Annotated in this window: 8 protein-coding genes and 1 pseudogene; 7 read left to right on the forward strand and 2 right to left on the reverse strand. The window is 44.4% G+C overall.

The window, feature by feature from the left end:
* The first annotated feature begins 531 nt into the window (after nt 1-531).
* The 6 genes and pseudogenes from CCK98_RS37055 to CCK98_RS16565 all read left to right on the forward strand — a co-directional run bounded on the left by CCK98_RS37055 (nt 532) and on the right by CCK98_RS16565 (nt 22195).
* Nucleotides 532-887 (forward strand): annotated as a pseudogene (locus CCK98_RS37055) (DUF6884 domain-containing protein).
* Nucleotides 888-1178: 291 nt separating this feature from the next.
* Nucleotides 1179-1721 carry a DUF6241 domain-containing protein gene (locus tag CCK98_RS16540; RefSeq protein ID WP_088087567.1) on the forward strand — a complete coding sequence of 181 codons (543 nt, stop codon included), beginning with the start codon at nt 1179-1181 and terminating at the stop codon, nt 1719-1721.
* Nucleotides 1722-2925: 1204 nt separating this feature from the next.
* Nucleotides 2926-10800 (forward strand): SpvB/TcaC N-terminal domain-containing protein, encoded by a 7875-nt coding sequence (locus CCK98_RS16550; RefSeq protein WP_088087568.1) that lies wholly within the window; start codon nt 2926-2928, stop codon nt 10798-10800.
* Between the two features lie 102 nt (nt 10801-10902).
* Entirely contained in the window at nt 10903-18441 is a 7539-nt protein-coding gene (locus CCK98_RS16555) for a neuraminidase-like domain-containing protein (RefSeq protein WP_088087569.1), read from the forward strand.
* Complete coding sequence (locus CCK98_RS16560; RefSeq protein ID WP_088087570.1) at nt 18438-21215, forward strand: hypothetical protein; 2778 nt, start codon at nt 18438-18440, stop codon at nt 21213-21215. The genes CCK98_RS16555 and CCK98_RS16560 overlap by 4 nt, the downstream gene beginning before the upstream one ends.
* A gap of 11 nt (nt 21216-21226) precedes the next feature.
* The gene (locus CCK98_RS16565) at nt 21227-22195 is read left to right on the forward strand and encodes a hypothetical protein (RefSeq protein WP_256942563.1); all 969 of its coding nucleotides are present in this window, start codon (nt 21227-21229) and stop codon (nt 22193-22195) included.
* Nucleotides 22196-22381: 186 nt separating this feature from the next.
* Here CCK98_RS16565 and CCK98_RS16570 read toward each other — a convergent pair whose 3' ends face one another.
* Together CCK98_RS16570 and CCK98_RS16575 are read right to left on the reverse strand one after the other, a co-directional pair.
* Complete coding sequence (locus CCK98_RS16570) at nt 22382-22699, reverse strand: protealysin inhibitor emfourin (protein ID WP_088087572.1); 318 nt, start codon at nt 22697-22699, stop codon at nt 22382-22384.
* A 35-nt stretch (nt 22700-22734) separates the two neighbouring features.
* Nucleotides 22735-23796: a M4 family metallopeptidase gene (locus CCK98_RS16575; RefSeq protein WP_088087573.1), complete on the reverse strand. Its 1062-nt coding sequence runs from the start codon at nt 23794-23796 to the stop codon at nt 22735-22737.
* A gap of 619 nt (nt 23797-24415) precedes the next feature.
* Here CCK98_RS16575 and CCK98_RS16580 point away from each other — a divergent pair.
* On the forward strand, nt 24416-25282 hold the full coding sequence (locus CCK98_RS16580) for a LysM peptidoglycan-binding domain-containing protein (protein WP_088087574.1): 867 nt from the start codon (nt 24416-24418) through the stop codon (nt 25280-25282).

A 25282-nucleotide genomic window follows, 5' to 3' on the forward strand; every position in this document is an offset into this window, starting at 1 on the left:
GTTCCTCCTAAATTTGGATTATGTACTACGAAAGTATTATTTTTCCTAGTAATGATATTTATGTACTGGATGTAAACTTTTTTTGGAATTAAAAAGAGAATCCATAAAAGGACTCTTCATCTTTTTTAGAAACTCACTCAATGAGCGCCTATTGGTTTTAAACTATCCAGCTCCAACAAAAAAAGGATCTCAAGTTGTATGAGTTCCTTTTACTGTGCTTATTATCGGATAAAAGAGATAAAGGTAATCATGCACAAGGCAGAGAGAAAAATTGTATTTGTCAAGAATGATGTAAAGAAGGAAGTTCCCTTTGAAGATCTAGATAAGAATCCCACGGGGGTTTTTAAAGTGTTGATGGGGATCAAGTCCGATGGCATACCTTAGGCTCTTTCAAGTGAACTAGGGATAACCTTTTACATTATTGGAACTGTGATATTAGACCACTTTTTATGAAAGGTGAATTCTATGTCTAAATATGCCTTAATTAGCTGTACAAAATTAAAAAGAGATTATCCTTGCTCTGCTCAAGAAATGTACATAGAATCTCAATTATTCAAAAAAGCAATCGCATTTATCAGCAAACAAAATTACGATAATTGGTTTATTTTATCCTCTAAATATGGATTGCTTAATAAAGAAACAGTAATTGAACCGTATGATGAAACTTTAAATAAAATGAATTCGTCACAACGCAAAGAATGGTCAAAAGAAGATTTGATCAACTAATAAAATTGGAGCCACTCCAATTAGACTTTTATGCTGGAAAAAAATATAGAGAATACCTTATTCCGCTTCTAGAAAATAGTGGGATTCAATATGAGATACCACTTGAAGGAAAAGGGATAGGAGAGCAGTTGAAATTTTATAAAGACCAACTAGATTCATAAAAATAGCTTAAAACAAGAACTAAATAATCCCGAATACTTTAGTGGATCGGGGAATTTTTCTTTTGTAATCCATTATGAACTATTAAAGCATATCTATTTTTTCTTCAATACACCCTTTTTCACAAGATTAATAATGTTAGTTAGTTAAACTAGGCCAAGATTTTCACCACAGCATGAGAAACAAGGACAATCCCAAATATCAAGTGTACGTTATGGTGGATACGCCTAAATTAAGGAAAGATTTGGTGCAGTTATCAGGTCAAACCTACATTGAAGGGTATGAAGGGTATTATGGGGAAATATAGAAGTGCCATCGTTATCGTTATTGCCACTCTAGTCTTGGGCATTGGTTACTATGTATCTACTAGTTTGCTAGGATCAAAGGAAGAGGTTAAACACGTTGAAAAAAACGAAAAAAAGGACGTCATTGAAACATGGACCCCTACTGATGTAGCTTCAGAAGATGATGAAGTAATTGAAACGCAAGTGGAAACAGAATTTCCAGAAGGTATGACTGATGATGAAGTTCAAGACGCGATCCATTTCATGAGTCATTCTAAGGTATATGCTTCGGAGAAATGGAGTGATTTAGAGCCAACTCAAGAAAGAATTGATCAATTACTTGATGCAGTTATACGAGATAAGAACGGTTTAGATCACAGTGATCTATACATAGGCATCTTAGAGAAATGGCAAGTGGGTGATTTTAGTAAAGCTGTTTCAGACCATAATAAAATTTGGGAACTTCAAGGAGGTTCAGTAGGAGAAGCAACCAGATTGCTTACTGAAGAAGAGGAGGCTGAGTATCGAAAAGAGCGCTTTAACGAGTTTTAAGATGTCGATTTAGACTTGGATATCCCTTTGTTGTACCAATCTTTTCACATTCAATTGAAAAAAGACATTCACCTGTCAAATAAAAATGCTTTTAGAAAAAGGCCAAATGGACAGATTCTACAAGCTTTTAATAATAAAATAATCCCCGGAATACATTAATGTCCGGGGATCAATGCTATAAACTTTCATTTAATAAGATGCATACTTCCTTCTCCATTCAGTCCTCCCATTAGCCGCATTGTATATTATCCCTTATGAAGGTTACAGAGCTCCCAAGAAGGCGATTTTATTTGGTTCTTAACTGTGAACATGATCGACGTACCAATATTTTCTTAAATCTATTGCCTGGCATGAACTTTTTCTACTTAGCGAGTCTAACTGAAGCAAAAACGATTCTAACATTCTTCGGAAGTGGGATTATGTATTAGACACAAGTTCACGCAGTTCTTATTGGCTTAAGTCCGGAACATAACTTTCTATCAAGGCGGGAAAGAAATAGATTTTTATTATCTCCATTTAAAAAAAAAAGAAAAAATGGCAATTTTCATAATATTTCTAAGTATTTTAATATTATTTTCAAATACTAATTTTATATTTAAATAACAGAAATTTGGTATATATTCGTTTATTGCAGTAAATTCTATTATTCGGTACAAACTCTACATTGAGTTTACAGGAAACTCCGCATGCCTTTTCTTTTAAGAACGATAGTTATAACCCGATGAGAATGCCCTAACTAAAATGATGATCCTAATTGAGTGGAGTGTTTTAAATCTACGTAAGTTTTTTAACAACACATTATATTAGAAATGAATCGTTAGTTAGATGTGTTCAGGAAACAGTCCCGCCTTTCAATATAGAACGCTATATTTATATTTATTGTTCAAGCTTCCATTTCCCCCTTTGACCAAAAGGAAATAATTCCCTAGCAATCTCCTGCAGTTTTCAGAAGAAGAAATTGTTATCAGAATCCGAATGTTACAGGAGGTGGAACAAATTATTACATTAAATAAAAGGTAAATTTATTTGGCAGCCAGGAAATTGATTCAGTTGAGAATAGTCCGGAATCATGCGCCGAGGTAATAATAAGTAGATATTCTGATACAATTTCAAATCTTAAAGGTGAAGAAAAACTGTTCCATTTTCATACATAGTCTAATTGTAGCTAAAAAAATTTTACTATATTTGAAACGAGGGGTTATCATTGATTCCGGATAAAGAAAGACAAACGATGGACAAAAGATCAATGGCTAATGAAGAGCAATCGAACTTCAAACTTGATATCCCAACGATTGATTTACCTAAAGGTGGGGGGGCCATTCGTAACATTGGCGAGAAGTTCGCAGCAAACCCAGTAACCGGTACAGGTTCAATGACCGTACCGATAGCTACCAGCCCTGGTCGCTCTGGATTTGGTCCACAATTGTCCCTAACATATGATTCCGGTGCAGGGAATGGACCGTTTGGGATGGGATGGAATCTCTCCCTGCCTTCCATCAAGCGCAAAACAGATAAAGGGCTGCCACGCTACCAGGATACGCTAGACTCTGATGTGTTCATTTTGTCGGGTACCGAAGATTTAGTACCCATACTAAAAAAGAATGATCAAGATATACGAATCGTTAATGGCACAACCTATAGCATTCGCCGCTTTTGCTCTCGTATAGAGGGCTTGTTCACCCGAATTGAGCGATGGACAAACACGGAAATACCAGGTGATACTTTTTGGCGGTCAATCTCGAAAGATAACAGCACAACTTGGTACGGCAGATCTGAAAATTCACGAATCTCAGATCCTGAGAATCCTGAACGTATATACAGTTGGCTTATCTGCCAAAGCCATGATGATAAAGGCAATGTCATTTCATATCATTACAAATCAGAGAATGCCGTTAATATTGAGCTTTCGCATGCTCACGAGCAAAATCGAGGCGACAACTTGGATCCTCGACGCTCTGTCAATAGGTATCTCAAGTACATCCGTTACGGTAATGACACACCTTTTCTTCCTAGGCTTGAAGCAGATCATACGTGGCCCGAGCCCACAAGGGACGATAACTGGTACTTCGAAGTAGTGTTCGACTATGGTGAGCATAGCAAGGACAATCCCTCACCCAAGGAAACAGGCGAATGGTCGGTTCGCAAAGACCCGTTCTCGTCTTATCGCTCAACGTTTGAAGTGCGTACTTATCGATTGTGCCAACGCGTGTTAATGTTTCATCACATACCTGATGATCCAGAAGGCCAAAAAGGATACGACGGCCTTGTTCGTTCGACCGACTTTACCTATCAGTACGATGAGGAATCTGCAAATTCTGGAATGCCTGTTTACTCCAAACTTACAGGGGTAACGCAACGGAGCTATCAACGTACGGTACGCGGAGACTATCTTTCCAAGCCTCACCCCCCTCTGGAATTCACCTACAGCGATGCAATCATTCAGACTGAATTACACGAGTTACGTGACGGGGACAGCTTAGAAAATCTTCCAATCGGAATTGACGGTGCACAATATCAGTGGGTAGACCTCGACGGAGAAGGGCTTTCGGGTGTACTGTCCAAACAGGATGGTGCATGGTTTTACAAACGCAATCTTAGCCCGACTAACTTCGTTGTTAGTGATAATCGTTCACACATTCAGGCGAAATTCGCACCGATGGAATGTGTATCACCAAAGCCGATGTTTGAGGCTTCTAACCATGTGCAGTTTCTCGATTTGTCAGGTAACGGCCGTCCGGACGTTGTAGAATATGCAGGCCCGATACCGGGATTTTATGAAAGGACCATGGACGAGCTTTGGGACCCATTCGTGCCGTTTGCTTCTCTGCCCAATGTAAACTGGGGTGACCCCAATCTGAAATTCATCGACCTTGACGGTGATGGTCGCTCCGATATTCTAATCAGCGAGCACGATGTGTTTGTGTGGCATCGCTCACTGGGCGAAATTGGCTTTGACGAAGCGCAGCGCACAAGCAAGACCTGGGACGAAGAAAAGGGGCCAAACATTGTTTTTGCTGATGCAGGCCAGTCCATCTTTCTATCAGATATGTCGGGAGATGGAATGAATGATATCGTGCGAATACGCAATAATGAGGTATGCTATTGGCCGAACCTTGGATATGGTTGCTTCGGCGTGAAAATTACAATGGATAACGCACCGCTATTTGACCATTGTGATCAATTTGAACCCAACCGTATCCGGCTAGCTGATATCGACGGTACGGGCACGACCGACATTTTATATCTCCATCGTGATGGCGTGCGTGTATATTTTAACCGTTCCGGCAATTGTTGGAGTACAGAAACGACGATCAAACAATTTCCTCCAATTGACAGCATAGTTAATGTACAGGCATTGGATCTCCTCGGAAATGGCACAGCCTGTTTAATCTGGTCATCACCGTTGTCTGGTGATGCGGGTCTTCCACTTCGATACCTTGATTTGATGGGCGGACAAAAGCCGCACCTGCTGGTCAGAACGGTTAACAATTTGGGCCTGGAGACTAGAATCGACTATACGCCGTCAACCAAGTTCTATTTATTTGATAAAAAGCAGGGTAAGCCATGGATTACAAAGTTGCCATTTCCCGTACACTGTGTGGAGAAAGTCACGGTGAAGGACAAGTGGCGGAACACCACTTTTACAACCACATATAGTTATCACCATGGCTACTTTGATGGGGAGGAGCGGGAATTTCGCGGTTTTGGCCGCGTCGAACAGACCGATATCGAAGAATATGGCAAGTTTACGCAGGGAAACAAAAACAGTCCCTACATTACTGACGACCAAACCCTGTATCAACCGCCTGTAAAAACCGTAAGCTGGTATCACACTGGTGCGTGTTTGTACCACAAAAGCACCCTTAGCCACTTCAAGGACGAGTACTTCCCAAATTGGCTAAAGAGAGAGGAACCGGTTAAGCAGTTACTTGGCTCATTTCAAGAGAATGAATTGTCAGAACCTGATTTTGAAACGCTGGGACTTAACCCAGAGGAGTGGCGGGAAGCACTGCGCGCGTGCAAAGGCATCATGCTGCGACAAGAGGTATATGAACTTGATGTGGATGAACTGGCACGTGGTATTCACAAGCCGGTAAAACTGTTCTCGGCTGCAAATCACAACTGCCATATTCACCGGGTACAACCGAAAGCAACCAACCAGCATGCGGTCTTTCTCGTTACCGAGAGTGAATCGGTTACCTACCACTATGAGTTAGACATTCGTCCTAATCAGCTGACGCCCGATCCACGCATCGTGCATACGCTCAATCTGAGCACCGACGAATATGGCAATATCCAGCAGTCAGTTACTGTGGTTTATCCACGACTGGAAAAGTATGTGGACAACACATTAAGGGACGATGCAGAGGATCTGATTCAGAAGGTACAGTCAGAGCTACATATATCCTATACGGAAACGCGCTACACCAACGACGTGCCCAGTCCAGGAAACTCTGATCAGGACAACTATCGCCTGCGTCTACCATGTGAGGTGATGACCTATGAATTGACTGGCTTAGATATTGCACAAACTGACGGCGGCCTTACGATTCGCTACTTTACGTTGGAACAGTTGTGCAAGTATAAACTGAGTGATAAATACCCGAATATCGGATTGCAAGTGTTCCCCGTTGAGGAGATCGACTACCACCTGCTGCCCAACCGCACCTTGCCGCAAAAACGAGTCGTGGAACATACACGTGTGCTATTCTTCGATTCACATTTGGACAAGCCGTTGCCATTTGGAACATTGAATGCACTGGGTTTGCCTTATCAAAACTACAAGCTCGCACTTACTGATGAAATTCTTGGAACTGTCTTCAAGGACAAATTGAACACGGATGTGCAGGATGCACTCACGAACAAGAAAATAAGCGGCTACTTGACTGGTGCTGACTTGGATTTGTACTTTGGCACAAACACAGGAGGGGGATACTGGATGTGCTCAAGTTTAGCGGGCTATAACACGGATGCTCCTCAGCACTTCTACTTGCCCGAGCGCTATACCGACCCTTTTGATAACCAGACGGTACTAACCTACGATTCACGTGATCTTTACGTACATTCGAGTATGGATGCACTGCTCAGCCGAACGGAAGTCACTAAGTTTGACTTTCGCGTTCTGGCCCCAGCTCAAATGAAAGATGCAAACGATAATCTTACAGAGGTGCGCTTCGATATTTTAGGCATGCCCACTGCTATGGCTCTAATGGGTAAAGGTAGTGAAGCCGACAACCTAAATGCTTTTGATGACGTATTATTGAACCCGAATCTAGAAAGTCTACAGGAATTCTTCATAAATAGTGACTATGATGTTGAAGAAGCCAAGCGTCTGTTGTCCGATGCCAGCGCACGGTATGTGTATTATTTTGGCGAAATGATTAAAGACGGCATTACAATCTGGGAACAGCATCCAGCCTGTGCCTGTGGCATCATAAGGGAGCGCCACGTGACTGATGAACCAGACAGCCCGTTACAAAGTGCGTTTGAGTATTCGGATGGCACAGGAAACGTGGTGGTCAAGAAAGTTCAGGCAGAGCCGGAACTTTCCGGCGGTCCTTTACGGTGGATCGGAAGCGCCAAAACTATTTTGAACAACAAGGGAAAAACGGTCAAACAGTATGAGCCGTATTTCAGCTTGCCGACAGTGGGGCATCGTTTCGAGGATCCTCCTGAAACGGGCGTGGCGACCATAATGTATTATGATGCCGTCGGGCGAAACATACGCACAGAATCACCAGATGGTTCCTACACCCGAATAGAGTCCTCTCCTTGGCATGTGACTCGCTACGATCCGAACGATACGGTAAAGGAAGCGGGTAACGCATGGTATGTTCAAAAGAGTTCACTGACTGCAACGGCGGAAGAGCAAAGGGCTGCCCTTCTTGCTGCTGAACATGCGGATACACCATCGGTAAGTGTGTTCGATTGTCTCGGGCGTGAAGTCGTCGCCATTGCTCACAACCGGGTAGGACCGGTTAATGGATTGACTGATGAGAAATACGTCACCTTTACCAAGCTTGATAATGAGGGCAAACCACTTTGGGTGCAAGACTCGCGCGGAAACAGAGTGATGCAATATATCAATCCGCCTTTGCCTGAAGGGGTATCCCCGTTTAACGATCCAAACAATATTAATCCGAAAGGCTTTGTGCCGTGTTACGACATTGCAGGGAACCTGCTTTTTCAGCACAGCATGGACGCTGGAGACCGCTGGATGTTGAACGACGCAGCGGGGAAACCGATGTTCGTCTGGAACAGCCGTTCATTCATTACAAGGATGTCCTACGATGGATTACATCGGTTGACCGGATCATTTGTCACCGGTGCTGATCCAGTTCATTCTAAGCGTGAGATGCAATTCGAGAAGTTGGTTTACGGAGAAGGGCAGGCCGATGATAAGCAAAAGAACTTGCGCGGTAAGCTTTACATACATTTTGACACAGCAGGGAACTTGACCTTTGATGGATTCGATTTCAAAGGAAATCCGTTGCGTACCTTACGCCGCCTGACCGTCGATTACAAGGCAACCCCTGATTGGTTGCTGCTGAATCAGCCTGTGTTGGAAACAGAGTGGTTCACTACAACTACCCGTTATGACGCATTGAACAGGCCCATACAATCTATTTCACCATACAGTACAGAATCCAACCCAAAACGTTTCAATATAACTCAGTATAAGTACAATGAAGCTGGGAGGTTGGGGAGTGTGGATTTGTGGCTCGGCCAATCGGGAGAGCCGCAGACGTTACTCGACACAAGTAGTGCAAACGAACATCCGGTGAAGAACATCAAATACAACGCCAAGGGACAGCGTTTATTGTTGCAATACGGCAATGGTTCAGAAACCACCTACTCTTATGATTCGGACACCTTCCGGCTGAAGCGATTAAGGACCACGCGAATCAATGATGGTGCCTTGCTGCAAGACTTGGACTACACGTATGATGCGGTAGGTAACATCACCCAGATCCAGGACAATGCGCAGGATCGAGTATTTCATAGCAACCAGTGCGTACAGCCGGGTGCAGAGTATCGTTATGACGCACTGTACCGGCTAATTGCTGCCAGCGGACGGGAACACAAGGGAAATAGACAGCAGTATGATTGGGATGACGTTTCCCGATTTGTAACAACCATTCCCAATGACTGTCAGGCATTGCAGAACTACGTCGAAACGTATCGCTACGATAAGGTCGGAAACATCATGCAAATGATGCATCATTCAGGGCGTAATCTTGAGCAGCCGGGTCAGGTGATCTGGAACCGGCGTTATCAATATGCACTAGAAAGCAACCGCTTGCTTGCCACAAGCTTGCCCGGTGACTCTGAGAATCTGCCCGAATATAACGCAACGCCTGGTTACAGCTCAAAATACGCGTACGACCTGCATGGCAACATCACAGCAATGCCACACTTGCCGCAAATGAACTGGGACTTTAAAGATCAATTAAGTGCTACAACAAGAATGATCAATAATGGAGATACAAATACAGCGAAAACGTATTATGTCTACGACTCATCAGGTAGGCGGGTGCGTAAGATAACCGAAACGCAAACTGGTGCACTTAGCAAACAGCGTATATATCTCGACGGATTCGAGGTGTATCGGGAATATAGCAGTGGAACGGTCACTTTAGAGCGGGAATCGCTTCATGTAATGGATGATAAGCAACGTGTGGCGCTGATCGAGACTGAAACGATTAAGGACCAATCTCCAGTTACTAACCTTCAGCCACTAGTTCGCTTCCAACTTAGCAATCACTTAGGTTCTGTCAACCTGGAACTGGACGAAAATGCTGCGGTGATCACCTATGAGGAATACACCCCATACGGAAGCACGGCTTACTGTGCCGGGAGGAGCGTTGCCGAGGTGAGTTTAAAACGCTACCGATATACGGGTAAGGAACGGGATGAAGAAAGCGGACTCTACTATCATGGAGCGAGATACTATGGGCCATGGCTGGGAAGATGGATGAGTTGCGATCCAATGTGTATGATCGATGGGACCAACCTATATGGTTTTGTTCACGAAAACCCCGTAAAATACAATGACCCTACCGGCACACAATGTGATCCAACTAAAGCATCATGTCCTGAATTGATGGGAAATTGGAGTTATGGTACACCTGTACCGGATCGTGGATCAATTGGGCATAATGTGCAACGAGATCATCCGATACAGGTTAGTCTTCGCAGCGAACAGCGCCAAGGTTTATATAGTCGAACTGTCTCAGCTGCACGCAGCGAACAGACCGTATTGGTAGAAACAGGAAAGGGTTACTTTCATACCGAGGTAGGTCGTCTGCAGGCAGAGATAAATGAGCGGGTTCGAGCTGGTATGATTACCAGTGAATCGGAATTAATTGAGGCGACACGCGAAGCATACCGATTGGCGGGGGAGACGACTGGAGTGACAGTAAACCCCCAAGCATTGGATCGTGCCATCATTAGCAACCTTGCAACATTGTCAGAGCGGGCGGAGCAGACCGCTTCTGAACTACGGCAATCTGGTGGACCACCGTCCACTATGACTGGGGCAATCATAGAACGGGCGTTTAGTGACCCCGGCCAGCCTGTCAATCCGTCAATTTCAGTGCCATCTTCGGAGCCTCCGCTAACAGTGCCTAAAACAGGCACCACAGCTATGACTTCACCTGCACCAAATGCACCCATCAACGAACATCCACCTAATCCAGTTGCTCATGAACCCTCATCAGTAACAGCCTTTTCTGGCCGTGCTGCTCGGGCGGCTGAGGCGGCAACATCGGTTTTGAAAGTCGCCGGGGAAGTTCTTACGGTTTATGGGGCTGTAAACGAAGCGAACAGAACTGCAGAACTTGAACGTCGAAACAATCGTGGCGCACTGAATGAAGGGCTGATGTGGATTGCCACAGCCGCTGTAGGAGTCCCGGCAGGAGCGGTAGACGATGCGTTAGCTGCTTTTGCGACGGCAACGACTGGTTCTCCTGCACCGGTAATGGAATATTGGGACCATTATGGCTCTGGACCAGTACAACACGCAGCTGGTAAAATAATCCGTGGCATATTAGACTGGGGTGCTAGGAATGGTTTTTGATGTTGAAATGTAAAGTGATAGACCTGCTTTAAGTGCCCCATAACAATTTTCAGGATGGGGAACTCATTTAAATTCCGTTGAGGGTATCCAAGGAGGCTTACCATGAACAAGATCATATTTCCCCTAAAACCGGGAACACAAGGCCCAAGTGTGGGTGATTTGCAAACTGTGCTCCTCTTGTTGCTTGACCGGGCCATGATCCTCAGCAACGACGAGGGAGCCCGGCGGGAGCTGTCTACCATACTCAAACGCGAACTCGCGGATCAAATCTACAAGGATGTCACTGCGAAAGTAGTGAGCATTTTTCAGGAAGAGCATCAGCTGACTGTTGAGACTCGAGGAATGGTGGATGAAACGACTGCGAATGCAATCAATGCAATTTTGAGCGAGTTGGGGCTACTGGATGACGGAGGTTGGGCTAAGCTAGCCGAGATTTTGAATACACAGGGTCAAACGCTGAGCACCATCCGCCTTGGTACCGATCATCTGGCGAGTATTGACGAGAAGATCGGTACGCTTGGAAAACTACCGTCTCTTCCACTCTCACTCAACGCTCGCGGTGCGGCGGTGAAAGATTTGCAGACGCAATTGATGAGATTAGGTGTTGTATTGCCTGCAATCGAAACGACTGAAGCCATCTTCGGCGTTGGGACTCGTGATGCTTTACTTCAATTGCAAGCGAAAAATGGCCTTTCTCTAACCGGTATATTTGATAACGAAACGCGTAACGCCCTTGACAAAGCGGTTGGTAATGTGGAAAATCCAAGACGGGTCGAGGGCCGAATCTTTCTCGATAACGGCTTGCCCGCTGCAAAGATCAACGTGCGTATTGTTAACAAAGGCTTTGGCGAGGAAGCGGTCGTGTTGGGCGATACCCAGACAAACGACCTTGGTTTCTATGCGCTACAGTATGACCAAAATATTGGGACAGCTAACATTGAAGTATATACGTTTGACCAAAATAATAAACAAATTCGGCTCTCTAATCCTAAACTGAACGCTGACCGCAGCGAAGTGATCAACCTCGATGCGCCGTCCACGGTGCAATCGAAAGCTAACGAATTTACACTGATGGCAGGGGATTTGAAGCCAATTGTGGGCAATGATCTGAGCAATCTTGCAAAGGCCAAAGAGGACAATGACCGACAGGATCTATCTCTCCTGTATAAACCTACAGGCTGGGATGCACGCCTAATTGCTACTGCTGCAATTGCTGCAAAAGTGAATACAAAGACAGGCATTGGGCTGGAAGCTTTATATGGTGCTTTCCGTGCAGGGCTACCCACTGATTCCGAAGCATTGGCACAAGTAACCACGGAAGCATTCGCATTGGGACTAACACGTGCGAAGGATGCTGGAATAATTGCGCTTGATGATCAAAAGATGAAGGCAGCCGAGTCTGCTTTCGCTACGTTTTCCGAAGAGACACGGCGAAAAATGATTGTACCAGGAGCCTTATCAAGCCTAAGTGAAATGCTGGAAAGAGCACCGATTGACGATCCAACCCATCGAGATGTTTTTGAAAAGCTGCTGTTATCGCATGATGGTGACGAGGCAGAATTATGGAATGGCGCAAAAGAAAAGGGCATCCCTCAGAAGCAGATTGCAAAATTACAGTTGCAGGGGAAGTTGTCATTTTTGACGTTAAACAATGCACCGCTCACAGAATCACTGCAGCAGGATATAGTGTCGCAAGACAATCTGGCTGAGTTGGTTGAAAAAGATTTCTATCAGCAAGAGACATGGGTGAACCGGCTAAAAGGACTGGCAAGCGATGACCATGGCGTCGTAAATGAGGATAAATTGGCCAGTTTGATTCCATCAACTTATATCCAGAAGGATTTAAATGACCGACTCGCTGCTTATGCCGACGATCTGGCACAAAAGGTGCGTAAAAGTTTTCCGACCCACGTCGTTAACCGCATGCTGGGGAAGAATGATTTGAAACTGGGTGAACAACATGACCAGATGAAAGCGCCGGTGCATACCTTTTTGAAAAACGCTGTCAATATAGGATTTCATCTCGGGCGCACGCCAGTGGAACAATTTTTCAAAAAGCATGGTGAAATAGTGTTTAACGGCTTTAATGATGATAATAAGAAACTCGCCAAAGAAGGTGTGAAGCTATTAACGCGAACCTACCAGATGACCCCCAACGATGAGTCGATGAAGACACTGCTTGAGCTAGGGTTTACCTCTGCCAGGGAAGTTACCGCCATCCCAAAGAATGAGTTTGTGGCACGATACTGGGAGAAGTTTGGTTCACGCAAAATAACGGGGGCGGTATGGGATAAGAGTGTACAGATAACTTCTGTTACCTTTAACATCTTCACTATGGCGAAGCAGCTCGACAGCACGCCGCCGGTGATGGCTATTTCCGGTAAGCATGACCGCCATAATCAGGCAAAAGAAGATTTGAAATCGCTGCTCAAAGACTATCCGACAATGAACTCACTCTTTGGTTCCTTGGATTTCTGTGAATGTGAGCATTGCCGCTCGGTACTGAGCCCTGCCGCGTATCTAGTGGATTTACTGCGATTCCTTGATCTTCCGTCTAAAGATTGGGACCAAACAATGAAGGATTGGAAGGAAAAGCATAATAACAGAGAATACACAGGTCCAGATTACAACTATTTAAAACCGTATAATGCTCTGATTCAACGCCGGCCGGATCTTCCCTATCTGCCATTAACGTGTGAAAACACGAACAAGGCAATGCCTTATATTGATCTTGTAAATGAAATTCTTGAATATTATGTTGCCAATAATCATCTGGATGCCAACGCTGTTCGTGATACAGGCGATGCCGAATCAGCCGAGTTATTGTCTGAACCGCAGAACATAGTCCCTGAAGCGTACGACAAATTGGAAAATGCTCGATACCCGCTCACATTACCGTTTAATTTGTGGCTGGAAAGTGTCCGCAGCTTCTGCGAGTATTTTGAGACTCCATTGTGGATGGTGCTGGACAGCTTTCGTCCGAGTGAAAGTTTATTTGCGCCTGAGTCGAACCCGGAGACCTATTACCGTGCGCAGATTTTTGCAGAATATCTCGGTCTCTCTTCCAAAGAATATGAAATTTATACAGATTCTGCGTTTTCAACTTGGCCAGTACTCTATGGCTACGACAATCCAAGTGGAACCGCAGACACTACATTGGCTGCGTTAAAGTCTGCTAAAACACTTTCTAAACGTTTGGGAGTGACCTACAAAGAGCTAACTGCTCTGATACAGACGTTATTTGTAAATCCGAATCTGAGTTCATTGGTGACGTTACATAAGTTGGGGATAGAAGTAACCGATGTTTTCCGCTATAAAAAACACGATGGCTACACAACTTTTTCGTCAGAGGAAGAGGCCGAATTCGAGTACCGCCTCACGCAGCTCTCAGAGAAATTTGGGCATGATGCAAAGCAATGGTTGAATATTACTTGGGACGAACATAAATTTGAGAAAATAGTAACGCTTAGAGGATCCGATGACACATGCAATTTTGACAACATTTTAGTAACGTTTGCAGACGGCAACACCACGGATGCGTTAACCTTTATAAAACTGAACCTATTTGTACGGTTGTGGAAACGTTTAGGTTGGAGCATAGAGGAGACAGACCATGCCCTTCAAACCTTCATTCCTTCAAAACTGGACATGAGTGAAGCGACACTGGGTAATGCGATGAAGACTGCTTTGATCTATCTTGCACATCTAAAAGAACTCACTGAACTAACCGGTATTGGCAGCCGGTTAAAACTTCTGACGTTGTGGGCTACTCTGCCAACTCATGGAAAAAACTCGTTGTATGAGCAGTTGTTCTTAACCCGTAACATCCTGAAGGCAGATCCCACTTTTGATGATATGTTGGGAGATTACTTAAGCAAACCAAATGTGTTTATAAAGGATCATCTTCCAGCGCTGCAGGCTGCGTTGAACTTGACAGCAACCGAAATTGCCCAAATTTTGCAGGACGGAATTGCAGGTGAAGAACACGCTATCAACAATGCAATACTTTCATTGAACAATGTCTCCATGCTCTATCGTTATGCTCTGTTGTCAAAAATTTTGAATTTGTCCATTGGCGAATTGATCACACTCAAAGTGTTGAGCGGGCTGAATCCGTTTCATCCTCTGAGCCCGGATCCGCTAAACGGAATCGAAGATGATTACCCACTTACACAGACGCTTGAATTTGTGCGCTGCGCACAACAGGTAAAAGTGAGTAGTTTTTCCGTAGATGACCTGGACTATCTATTTCGGGATCACTTCGATCCTCTCGGCAAATATCGAGAAGACAGCGGGTTCAATCTGGCATGGATTAGGACATTGGCAACACAGTTGAGAACAATTGCCAATGAGTATGCCGTGCCAGACAAAGCTGACAGCGTTAGTGACGACACATTGCGGCAGAAAATGACGCTTGTATTCGCGCCGGATGTGGTTGAGATGTTATTGGATAAAGTTCCTTTCACAAAGACCAAAGAATCTGTGTTGCCGCAAAATCGTCTGGATCCGAAAGTTTATGAGGTTAATGGGTTCAGTGTCACATACGACGAGATACGTCAGCAGCAAAAGGTAACACATTTGGGCGTGTTGACCGCTTCTGCAAAAACGGCTCTGCTGAATCAAATACCATCATCAAGCGATCCGGATGCGATTAATGCACGAAAAATATTCTCGGATTTACTTGATCAAATAGAGACACAATCAACGGCCCAATATAAGGCGTTGTTTGACAAGCAGTTAGCTGGGATACTAACTTTTGATGAATTTTTTGGCACGGCAGTAACGACGATTCAGGTTGAGAAGCGTATGATTCTGCTGAAAAAGATCGTGCCATTGATCAAGGCGAAGATTGCACGCCAAACCATCATGCAGGAGCTGACGATACAAACGGGCAGCGATGCAGCATTGATCGAAGCATTGCTTACCAACAAGGACTTTCTTGCTATAACGGATGCAGATTCTCAACCGCTCGTGGCACAGTTTCAAGGCCTGGAACAAGGTGGGATCAGTATGGAACTTACACCTACAGATCCACATGCACAGACCATCAAGAAGACGGTAGAAAAAGTTGAAATCACAGCATCAGATAAATGCAGGCAGGCGGCATGGAGGGGGTTTATTGAAGTTCCGGAGAACGGGGCATACCGCTTTTATGCAAAGCTTGGCAAAAAGGACGCAGAAGTTTATCTCCACCTCGACTCTGTGGTTGAACCGATTTTGAGCGGCAGCGCTATGAAGGATGATGACGAACTGAGTGGTAGTATTGACCTAAAATCGGGTGTGCTCTATACCTTCACCTTGGAGGCTGGCAAATTGCAGGACAGTCCCTTTGAATTATTAGTCAAAGGGGAGATCACACCCAAAGATAACCTCAGCCAGTTTATCGCTATACCAAAGGCAGAGGTGGAGGGCGCAACCCGAGCATTCAAGATGTTAGCCAAATCGTTACAGATTGCACAAGGCCTGGGCTTTAATGAACGGGAGGTTCGCCATATTCTATCGCACCCATCGGATTTTGGTAACGTGAACTGGCGGTTATTACCCACAAAAGAGCCCGGGAACAAACCCGAAGATGCTGTCGCTCTTTTTAATGGATTTATGCGTCTGCTGCACTACTCCTTACTAAAACGTGACATGGCGGGTGGGGGAGATGGTCTCATTTCCATATTTGAACATGCACGGCAAAAAAATCTTGCAGATGTGAAGACATTGTACGAACAGATCGCAAAGTTGACAAGGAGAAAGTCTGATGTTGTGGAAGATGTGGCAGCTGAATTGAAGATGACAGTACCCGAACAAGTTGCAGTCGAAGCAAATATGGAACGCCTGTGGCAAGCACTCAAGATCGTGGAGAAATTCGGTGTGTCGATGGCATCGCTCAAGAAGTGGCTTACCCCTCAGCCCAATCCAGATGTGTCCAAGGAGGTCCGTAATTCCATCAAGTCTAGGTATGAGCCGGAGGTGTGGCAGCGCATAGCTAAATCAATCTTCGATCCTTTACGTCAGCGCAAACGGGATGCGCTCGTTGCCCACATCATCCACATCAATGAAAAATTGGACAGTATAGAGAAACTGTTTGAATACTTCTTAATTGACCCTGGCACAGAACCGGTTGTACAAACATCGCGCTTAAGACTGGCTATATCGTCTTTACAGACTTTCATTCAAAGGTGCTTCCTGAATCTTGAAGAGCAAGTACATCCATCGGTGTTGAACGCAAAGCACTGGGGCTGGATGAAGCGTTATCGAGTATGGGAGGCGAACCGCAAGATTTTTCTTTTTCCCGAAAACTGGCTCGAGCCGGAGTGGCGCGATGACAAGACACATTTGTATCAAGAGTTGGAAAGCAGCCTGTTGCAGGGTGATGTGACGAACCAGCTTGCTGAGGATGCTTTGTATGTATATCTGAAGAAGCTAGACCAATTGGCACGGCTTGAAATGGTAACAATGTACGCTGAGGAGAATCCGTTCGGTCCACCAACCATACATGTAATTGGACGAACCTATTCGAAGCCGCACCAGTACTTCTATCGACGTTACGCGTATCAGATGTGGACACCGTGGGAGCCGGTAACTGCTGAGATAGATAGTGATCATATTGTTACCGTTATATGGCGTGAGAGACTGCATTTATTTTGGCTGACATTTATGGAAAAAGTAGATGAAAATCCTAATGGACCTACAACAGGTCAAACTGGTAATTTGGGTGATATTCGCTTTGACACATTGGTATGTGAGGCGGGACAGATCTCGAAAGGGGTGGCCCAGCGCAAACTAGATATACAACTGAACTGGTCTGAATACTTTCAAGGTTCATGGACTCCACGGGAATCCAGCGGGATTGGAAATGTAATTGATCTTTCAGGGCCATTTAACCCGGGGGAAATATCTGTAAGGGTGTCAAAGGAGGAAGACTCAACGACAGATGCAGTCCTGATAAACTTGATGGGTGTCCCAGCCTACTTTCGTGTAGTTAGCAAGAATAGCCGCCCTCAGTTTGGGAAAGGAAACATGAACGATCAAGCCTTTCCATATTCTCATAGTAATGAAACTTATAATCTTTACGAAGGGAACGGCACATTATCGGTAACTTTTGTTAAGCGAATTGTAACGATAGATGGAGACAGGAAAGAGAATCCGCCTGATCCACAAAACATATTGTCAAATGTCGGAAACTATACCTTATTACCGACCAGTAACAAAATGAGATTGCTAAGCGAGGAATTTGCGCCATTGATCAGCCCTATATTTTATGCGGACGACATGTACACATTCTTTGTGGAGCCGTCATTGACGGAGAAGACGATAGATACGTGGGAGGGATACGCTATCACCCCGCCATCGCAGAAATCCAGGTGGGTTGACTATGTCATGCGTCCACCTAATATCAGTCCGCTTATTGCGTCTAAATATCTGCAGGAGGCTTTGAATGGAAACATTTCAAAGCCAGATCCGATCGACCCAGTGGCACTTCATTCCATTAAAGTGAATGTAGATGCACTAACTCAGCCTGGTGTTGCCCTACAATTTGGCGATACCCTAGTGGGTCGTACAGGACGAATGGATCATCCTGGAAATAATGCGCGCGTGATCAGGAGTGTTGGCGGAAATATGACAATTAGAGGAGCAAGAACATTATGAATCACTCAACTGTTACGGGTAATGTCGCTTTTCACGGTTTAATTGATTCAATCGCCAGTAAGGGGATAGATTTTTGGAGGGAAGGGGTAATACCCCTAACAGGCGAACGGCATATTGTAGAACAGACCCGCACGCTCCGTTACCGCTTCTATCCACATTTTCACCCGTATGTGGGAGAGTTGGCAAAACGGTTGATCGAGAAATCTGTAACCGGCTTACAAGGTGCCGATACGGATTATGTTCAGAACAGCGACGGCACGTTTGAAACATTGCCGTTCAGTTATCAAGTGGATTTACCAGTCGGATTAGAATTAAGTTTACCGCGGCCCGGCCAACCCGGCGAGTTTGAGACCATTAAACTCGCAAGCAGTGTGAAGGTTAATCTGTCTGACGGCGTCAAAATAAAACTCGCAAACGGCAGCGAAGGAACTTTGCCCGGCTGTGTTATTGCCCATGATTCAAAGCGCGGCACACGCGTTGTTCAAGATGAGGGAAAAAGCAAGGTTGACCTCGAAATAGGTGCTATTGTCTCGTTGTCTGTCACAACAAAGGTGGACTTACCTGAAGCAATCATCATTACCGGGGAAGATAACATGCTGCGCAGGCTAACAGAGCCAGCCACCGTGGAAGTGCAGGCTGGAACAAATGTCAGCCTGCTTGGCGGCAAGCCGTGCCCAACTTTGTTTAGGGAAATTTTCACTGAGAAGCATTATTCCCCATCCGAAGTGGTGCAGCAGCCTTACCCGGTGGAGGACCTTGATTTCAGTTCCAGCGGAGCATACTCGGTCTATAACTGGGAATTGTTCTTTCATATCCCGCTTGCGGTAGCCATACATCTAAGTAAGCATCAGCGGTACGAGGAAGCGCAGAAGTGGTTTCATTTTATTTTCGATCCTACCGATGACAGTGATGGTCCAACACCCGAGCGTTTTTGGAAGGTAAAGCCCTTTCAATTCACCGAAGTCAAGCAAATCCAAGAAATATTGGTGAATTTGTCTTCTGGAGCAGATTCAATCTTAAAGCAGGATACGATCAACGGGATAAACGCCTGGAAAGATTCACCTTTTCGTCCCCACGTTGTCGCGCGGTACCGCCAGACTGCGTATATGTTTAAGGCTGTAATGGCGTATTTGGATAATTTGATCGACTGGGGCGATGACCTGTTCCGTCAGGATACAGGTGAAACCATCAACGAGGCGGCTCAGATCTATGTGCTGGCTGCGTTGATCTTGGGGAATCGGCCACAGGTCATTCCAAAGAAAGGAACGCTTGCGCCACTTACCTATGCCAGTAAGCGGAACGAATGGGATGAATTCGGCAACACCATGGAGAAGTTGGAGAGCGAAATTCCTTTTGATCTGGCGCCATTACCCATGACTGGTGGGGCAGATGATCGATTTGCAGCACTAAGCAGTATTGGAACTACGCTGTACTTCTGCGTTCCTCGCAATGACAAGCTGTTAAGCTATTGGGATACAGTAGCCGACCGCCTGTTTAAGATACGCAACAGTCTTAACTTGCAGGGCATTTTTCGACAGCTGCCGTTGTTTGAGCCCCCCATTGACCCTGCATTATTGGCAAGGGCTGCGGCAACGGGGCTGGATGTGGGTGCGGTTGTCTCGGGCATCAATCAACCTCTTCCATTGGTACGCTTTCAATTGCTGATACAAAAGGCCGGAGAGATTTGCCAGGAGGTTAAATCCCTAGGGAACAACCTTCTCTCAGCACTAGAGAAAGAAGATAGCGAAGCACTGGCTATACTGCGTGCCAAACACGAGAAGGTCATTCTGGGCTTAGCCGAGACGGTGAAATATGCTCAGTGGCAGGAAGCAATCAAAAACCGTGAAGGGCTGGAGACATCTCTAACGAATACGGTTCAGCGATATATTTATCTTGAGCGTTCACTTGGCAAAAAAGAGAGTGAAATTATCATACCGGGGTTAGATGCGCTGGATGGAGAGAGTTTGGAACAGTTCAAGTTTAAGAGCTCCGAACCGGAAATGAACCGTCGACCTGTTGACATAGACATTGCTCAGGATTTAGGTGACTCGGGCGGAAAAATAATGAACAGTTATGAGGCAAAAGAACTGGATTTGACGGAATCAGCACGAGATATCCAAGATGTTGTAAAAGTTTTAAATCTTGCTGCACAAGGTTTATCCCTGATTCCAGATTTCAAGATTGACCTCCATTATTGGGGTCTGGGAGGATCCACCGATATCTCTGGCGGAACGAAGCTCTCCGATGTCAGCAGTTTTGCGGCCAACGTCGCCCTTGCGGCTGCGGATCGTATGAATTATGAAGCTGGCCGGGCTGCTAAAGTCGGAACATACGCCCGACGGGAGCAGGACTGGGTGCAGCAAAGTAATGTAGCGGTAGGTGAAATCAACCAGATCTTCAAGCAGCTGCGTGCTGCACAGATCCGTGAAAGCATTGCAGAGCGCGAGTGGCACAACCATCAGAAACAGATACAACAGTCGCAAGAAATTGAAGACTTTTTGACCAACGAAAAGAACGGTAAAAAGACCAATCAGGCCTTTTACGCCTGGATGAAGCGCGAAGTGCGCGGTATGTATACACAGGTATTCCAATTTGCTTTTGAAGTGGCGAAGAAAGCTGAGCGTGCATTACAGCACGAACTGGGAAAGCCCAATTTGACCTTTTTGGAGGTTGGCTATATGTCCGGCAAAGAAGGTTTGCTGGCAGGGGAAAAGCTGTATTTTGACTTAAAGCGTATGGAGATGGCCTATTACGAGTTGAACCGGCGTGAATAAACATAAGCTTGTTGCAGTTAAACCCAATGGCGTTGTTGCAGCTTCGAATAACGGGTACTTGCACGGTCACGCTGCCTGAAGAACTTTTCGACATGGACGGGCCGGGCCACTACTTCCGTCGCATCAAAACCGTATCTGTCACAATTCCTTCCGTCACAGGTCCTTACACGTCAGTAAACTGTACTTTGACATTGACCAGAAACTCAATTCGAAAAGATCCAGTCGTAAGTGGTGACGGTAACGATTATGCACGACATGTTGAGGACGAAGACCATCGCTTTAGTGATTACTATGGCAGCCTGCAAGCTATCGTAACAAGCACAGCACAGAATGACAGTGGGATGTTCGAGACCAATCTTCGTGACGAGCGCTATTTGCCTTTCGAAAACTTCGGTGTTGTGAGCGAATGGCAGTTGGAACTGCCGAAGGATCTTCGGCAGTTTGACTACAACACGATCAGCGACGTTATTATGCACATGCGCTATACCGCACGAGAAGGCGGTGGTCTTTTGCGTCAGGGTGCGGTTAAAAATCTAAACAATTTGATCAAAGAGGCGCAGGCACCAGGTTCTGTGAGGCTGTTCTCGATACGGCACGAATTCCCCACAGAATGGGCGAAATTTCAAAGTCAGAAGCCACATGCAGGGTCCAATCAACAACGGTTTGAACTGGAACTCAACCTGCGCGAAGAACACTATCCGTTTTGGAGTCAGGGACGCTTGAAAAAAGTAAAACATTTTGATATTCTGGCCCGTACTACGGGAGCCGTTACCAACCTTGATATTTTTGACACAGTAGACGGGACTGCAAAGGAAAATTTAACAAAGGATTCGAATCTGGATAACCTGTTAGTTGGAAAGTTAAGTGGCGTACCAGGAGGAATTGCTATGCCGGACAAGCCTGCTGGCAAGGTGAAGCTCTACTTCACCGATAATACAATGATGGATCTCTGGTTTTTGGTGACATGGGGCAACCAATAGTTTCCGTGGACGAGAATGTGTGAGGGCATCACCATCCCAATTAGAAAACTCCTTTTACTTTTAAGTAAGAGGAGTTTTTGTTATTTGGGAAAGATAGATTAGTGAATTAATTATCTTTTACAAGTTAAGAAGTTACCATTTATAAACCTGAGAGGTTTCCAAATTGTTGAAGTTACAATATTTTTGTTATTCTCCCATTTTCTCCTCAATGGCTAGATTTCGCAAATAATCTAATAAGGGTCGTACTACCTGTGGAGCGGTTACATCTGTAAATGAGAAGGACTTTTTCTTTGATCCGTCTTCTATCCTTAACTGATATGAAAAAGCATCTGCTCCATTAGTCATAGAACCATCCATATTATTTGTATTTAGATTGAAAAAATCAGCTTGCTTAATGAAGTCTAGTATTTTGTTAGCTTTTTCCTTCGGCATCTTGTCTGTATCTGTTTGAAAAGTTAAGTGGAGGTTGGCAATCCCTCCGGTACAAATAAATTGTATGTACATGTTAGTGTTAAACCTCCACTTATTGCGAAAATTTGTTACTGAGGCAATCCGACAGCTTTAAAAGCAGATTCTACTGTTTTTGCAGCAGTATTAGGACACTCTCCTCTATCAGCAAGTCTGTGTGCTGCTTTGATAACGGTATTCACAAATTGATTAAAGTCTGCTGTTGCGAATAGCTTTCGTATTGCATTATACCAGATTAAAGCTGCTTTATCTGTTCCAATTTCCATTGATACAAGATAAAATGCCTTGTTTGGTATACCACTATTGATGTGAACGCCGTGATGATCCCGATCGCCTTGATAATAATTTCTCATATGATCAGGCTGCAAATCCTTACCCATCAATTTATTGTCAAATGCAGTACCAGGGGTTTTCATAGAACGCAGCGCCTGTCCTTTTAATGTCGGTCCCATAATGTCAGCACCGATGAGCCAATCTGCATCGCTGGCTGTTTGCTTTAAATAATGTTGCTTAATTGCGATACCGAATACATCTGAGATATGTTCATTCAAAGCTCCAGATTGACCATCATACTCCAATCCACATGTGAACTGAGTAACGCCATGTGCAAGCTCATGTCCAATCACATCGAGAGAATTCGCAAAATTAATAAAAATTTGCCCATCTCCATCTCCAAATACCATTTCGTCTCCATCCCAAAAAGCATTCATAAAATTATGCCCATAGTGGACATTTAGGATAAGGTCCAGGCCATGGTTGTCAATAGAATCACGATGTAAAACATTTTTAAAATAATCACGCACAACTCCAGAATAATCGTAGGCATGGTTCACAACATTGTCCTTACTCGACCTGTCTCCTTCTTTCATAACCTCAGTTAGGCGAAGTTGGGTTCCCCCTTTGCAATCGTAAACATGGCGAGCTGATTCTCCATGGGGTCCTGGCCTTGCATCGGTTAGAGCAACAACACCATTAATATCATAGTCTTTTAATATTCTGCGTCTTCGTACTTGTCTACTTTTTGCTAAACTGATCCGTGCTTCCTCTACTTCATTTTGTGCCAAATTCTCAAGAATATAATTTGGAATAACAAAACATTGACAATTTTTGTGGGAACAGGGTGTTCTGTGCATCATATACACTCCTTTTGATAGTAGTCTTAAACACTCGATTAATTTGCTTCTTTAACTACGATTTATACATTTTTCCATAATTCACCATAACCATTTATTGTCTTCAATGCCTAACTCACATATTAGATATTGGATTAATGATTAAAATTTGTATGATTATAATCTCTTACTGGTTTAGTAGCGTGTCCATTTTTATCTGTACACCATGATTGGGATTGAAATGCCAATCGGTACCCTACCGGAAGACAAACTCCACGTGGATTTGAACTTGATTTAACGTCAGGTGAAGAGTATTGAGTAGGGTCGAAAAAGCGTTCTTAGGAAGATTAATGTAAGCGGAGTATTATTTACTCAAGGGTACCGTGATTCAATCTGAACAGCTAGAAAATATAAGCATAAAGAATTAATGCGAAGAATGATAGAGTTAAACCGAGCGAGGAAGAATATTGATTTGATTACACTGACAACCATTTAATAGGTTGTTGAGGGGTGGGAAATAAAACTTAATCTTTGGCTATTGATACAAATAGGCCTTTTGTAACGATTTACCATAATTTTCTATAAAAAATTCATATTTTTAGATAAATAAATTATACATAAAAAGGGAGGTGTAGGACCGATGTATTATACAGTATTACCAGGGGAGTCTTTTCATCATATCTGTCAGAGATTTCAAGTTAAACCAGAGGAGCTAATGGCTGCCAATCAAATGACAGCTCCTACTGTGATGCCAGGTCAAATGCTTATCATCCCGTTCCATTCTGAAAGGGAAAGCCTTAATTCGGAGACAGGTGAGGAAGCACTATGGGAGGAACTGAACGAAAACTATGATGGGCGACAAGTGCCTAGTCCTGAGGAAACAAAACCACTGCCTGATTATTGGCCAAGTAAGCCAGAATGGAAGAAAGGTCAAAAAATTGCAGTATTTAAAGCGAAAGATATACGTAAAGACATACCTATTTACAATTCAAGAGCGGCATACTTCTATATGAGTAAAATGGCAGTAGAATTAACAGGGTGCTATTCCATTTGCGACCAATCGGTCCGTCCATGTGGCAAGTGTTTTAAAAGTGAATCCACTCCCTTCTATGTTATGCCTCATAATACAAACTGGGTAAGTCTTGGAGACTATGGAGTGGTCATCAATACAAGAACTAAACAAGCGTCATACGCAATTTGTGCAGATTGGGGTCCAACACATGAGTCTACTGCACTTGTAGAGGGTACGAGGTTTGCAGGTAAAATAGGTGAAGGTTCCATCCATCTAGGAAAACAGCTCAATATCAAAGACATAGCACCAAACCCGAAACAAGCGTTCGAACCTTTTGGGATGGTATATATCATCTTTCCAGGTTCTGCAAACGGTGTTAGAACCATTAAGAGTGTCGAGGAAATAAACAGGGATGCACATGAAGCTTTTAGAAAATGGGGTGGTTGGGAGCAGGTCAAGTTCGTGCTGAAAGAACACTATAATATCACGTTATAG

Source organism: Bacillus sp. OV166, from assembly GCF_900177675.1.
Taxonomy (GTDB): Bacteria; Bacillota; Bacilli; order Bacillales; family Cytobacillaceae; genus Neobacillus.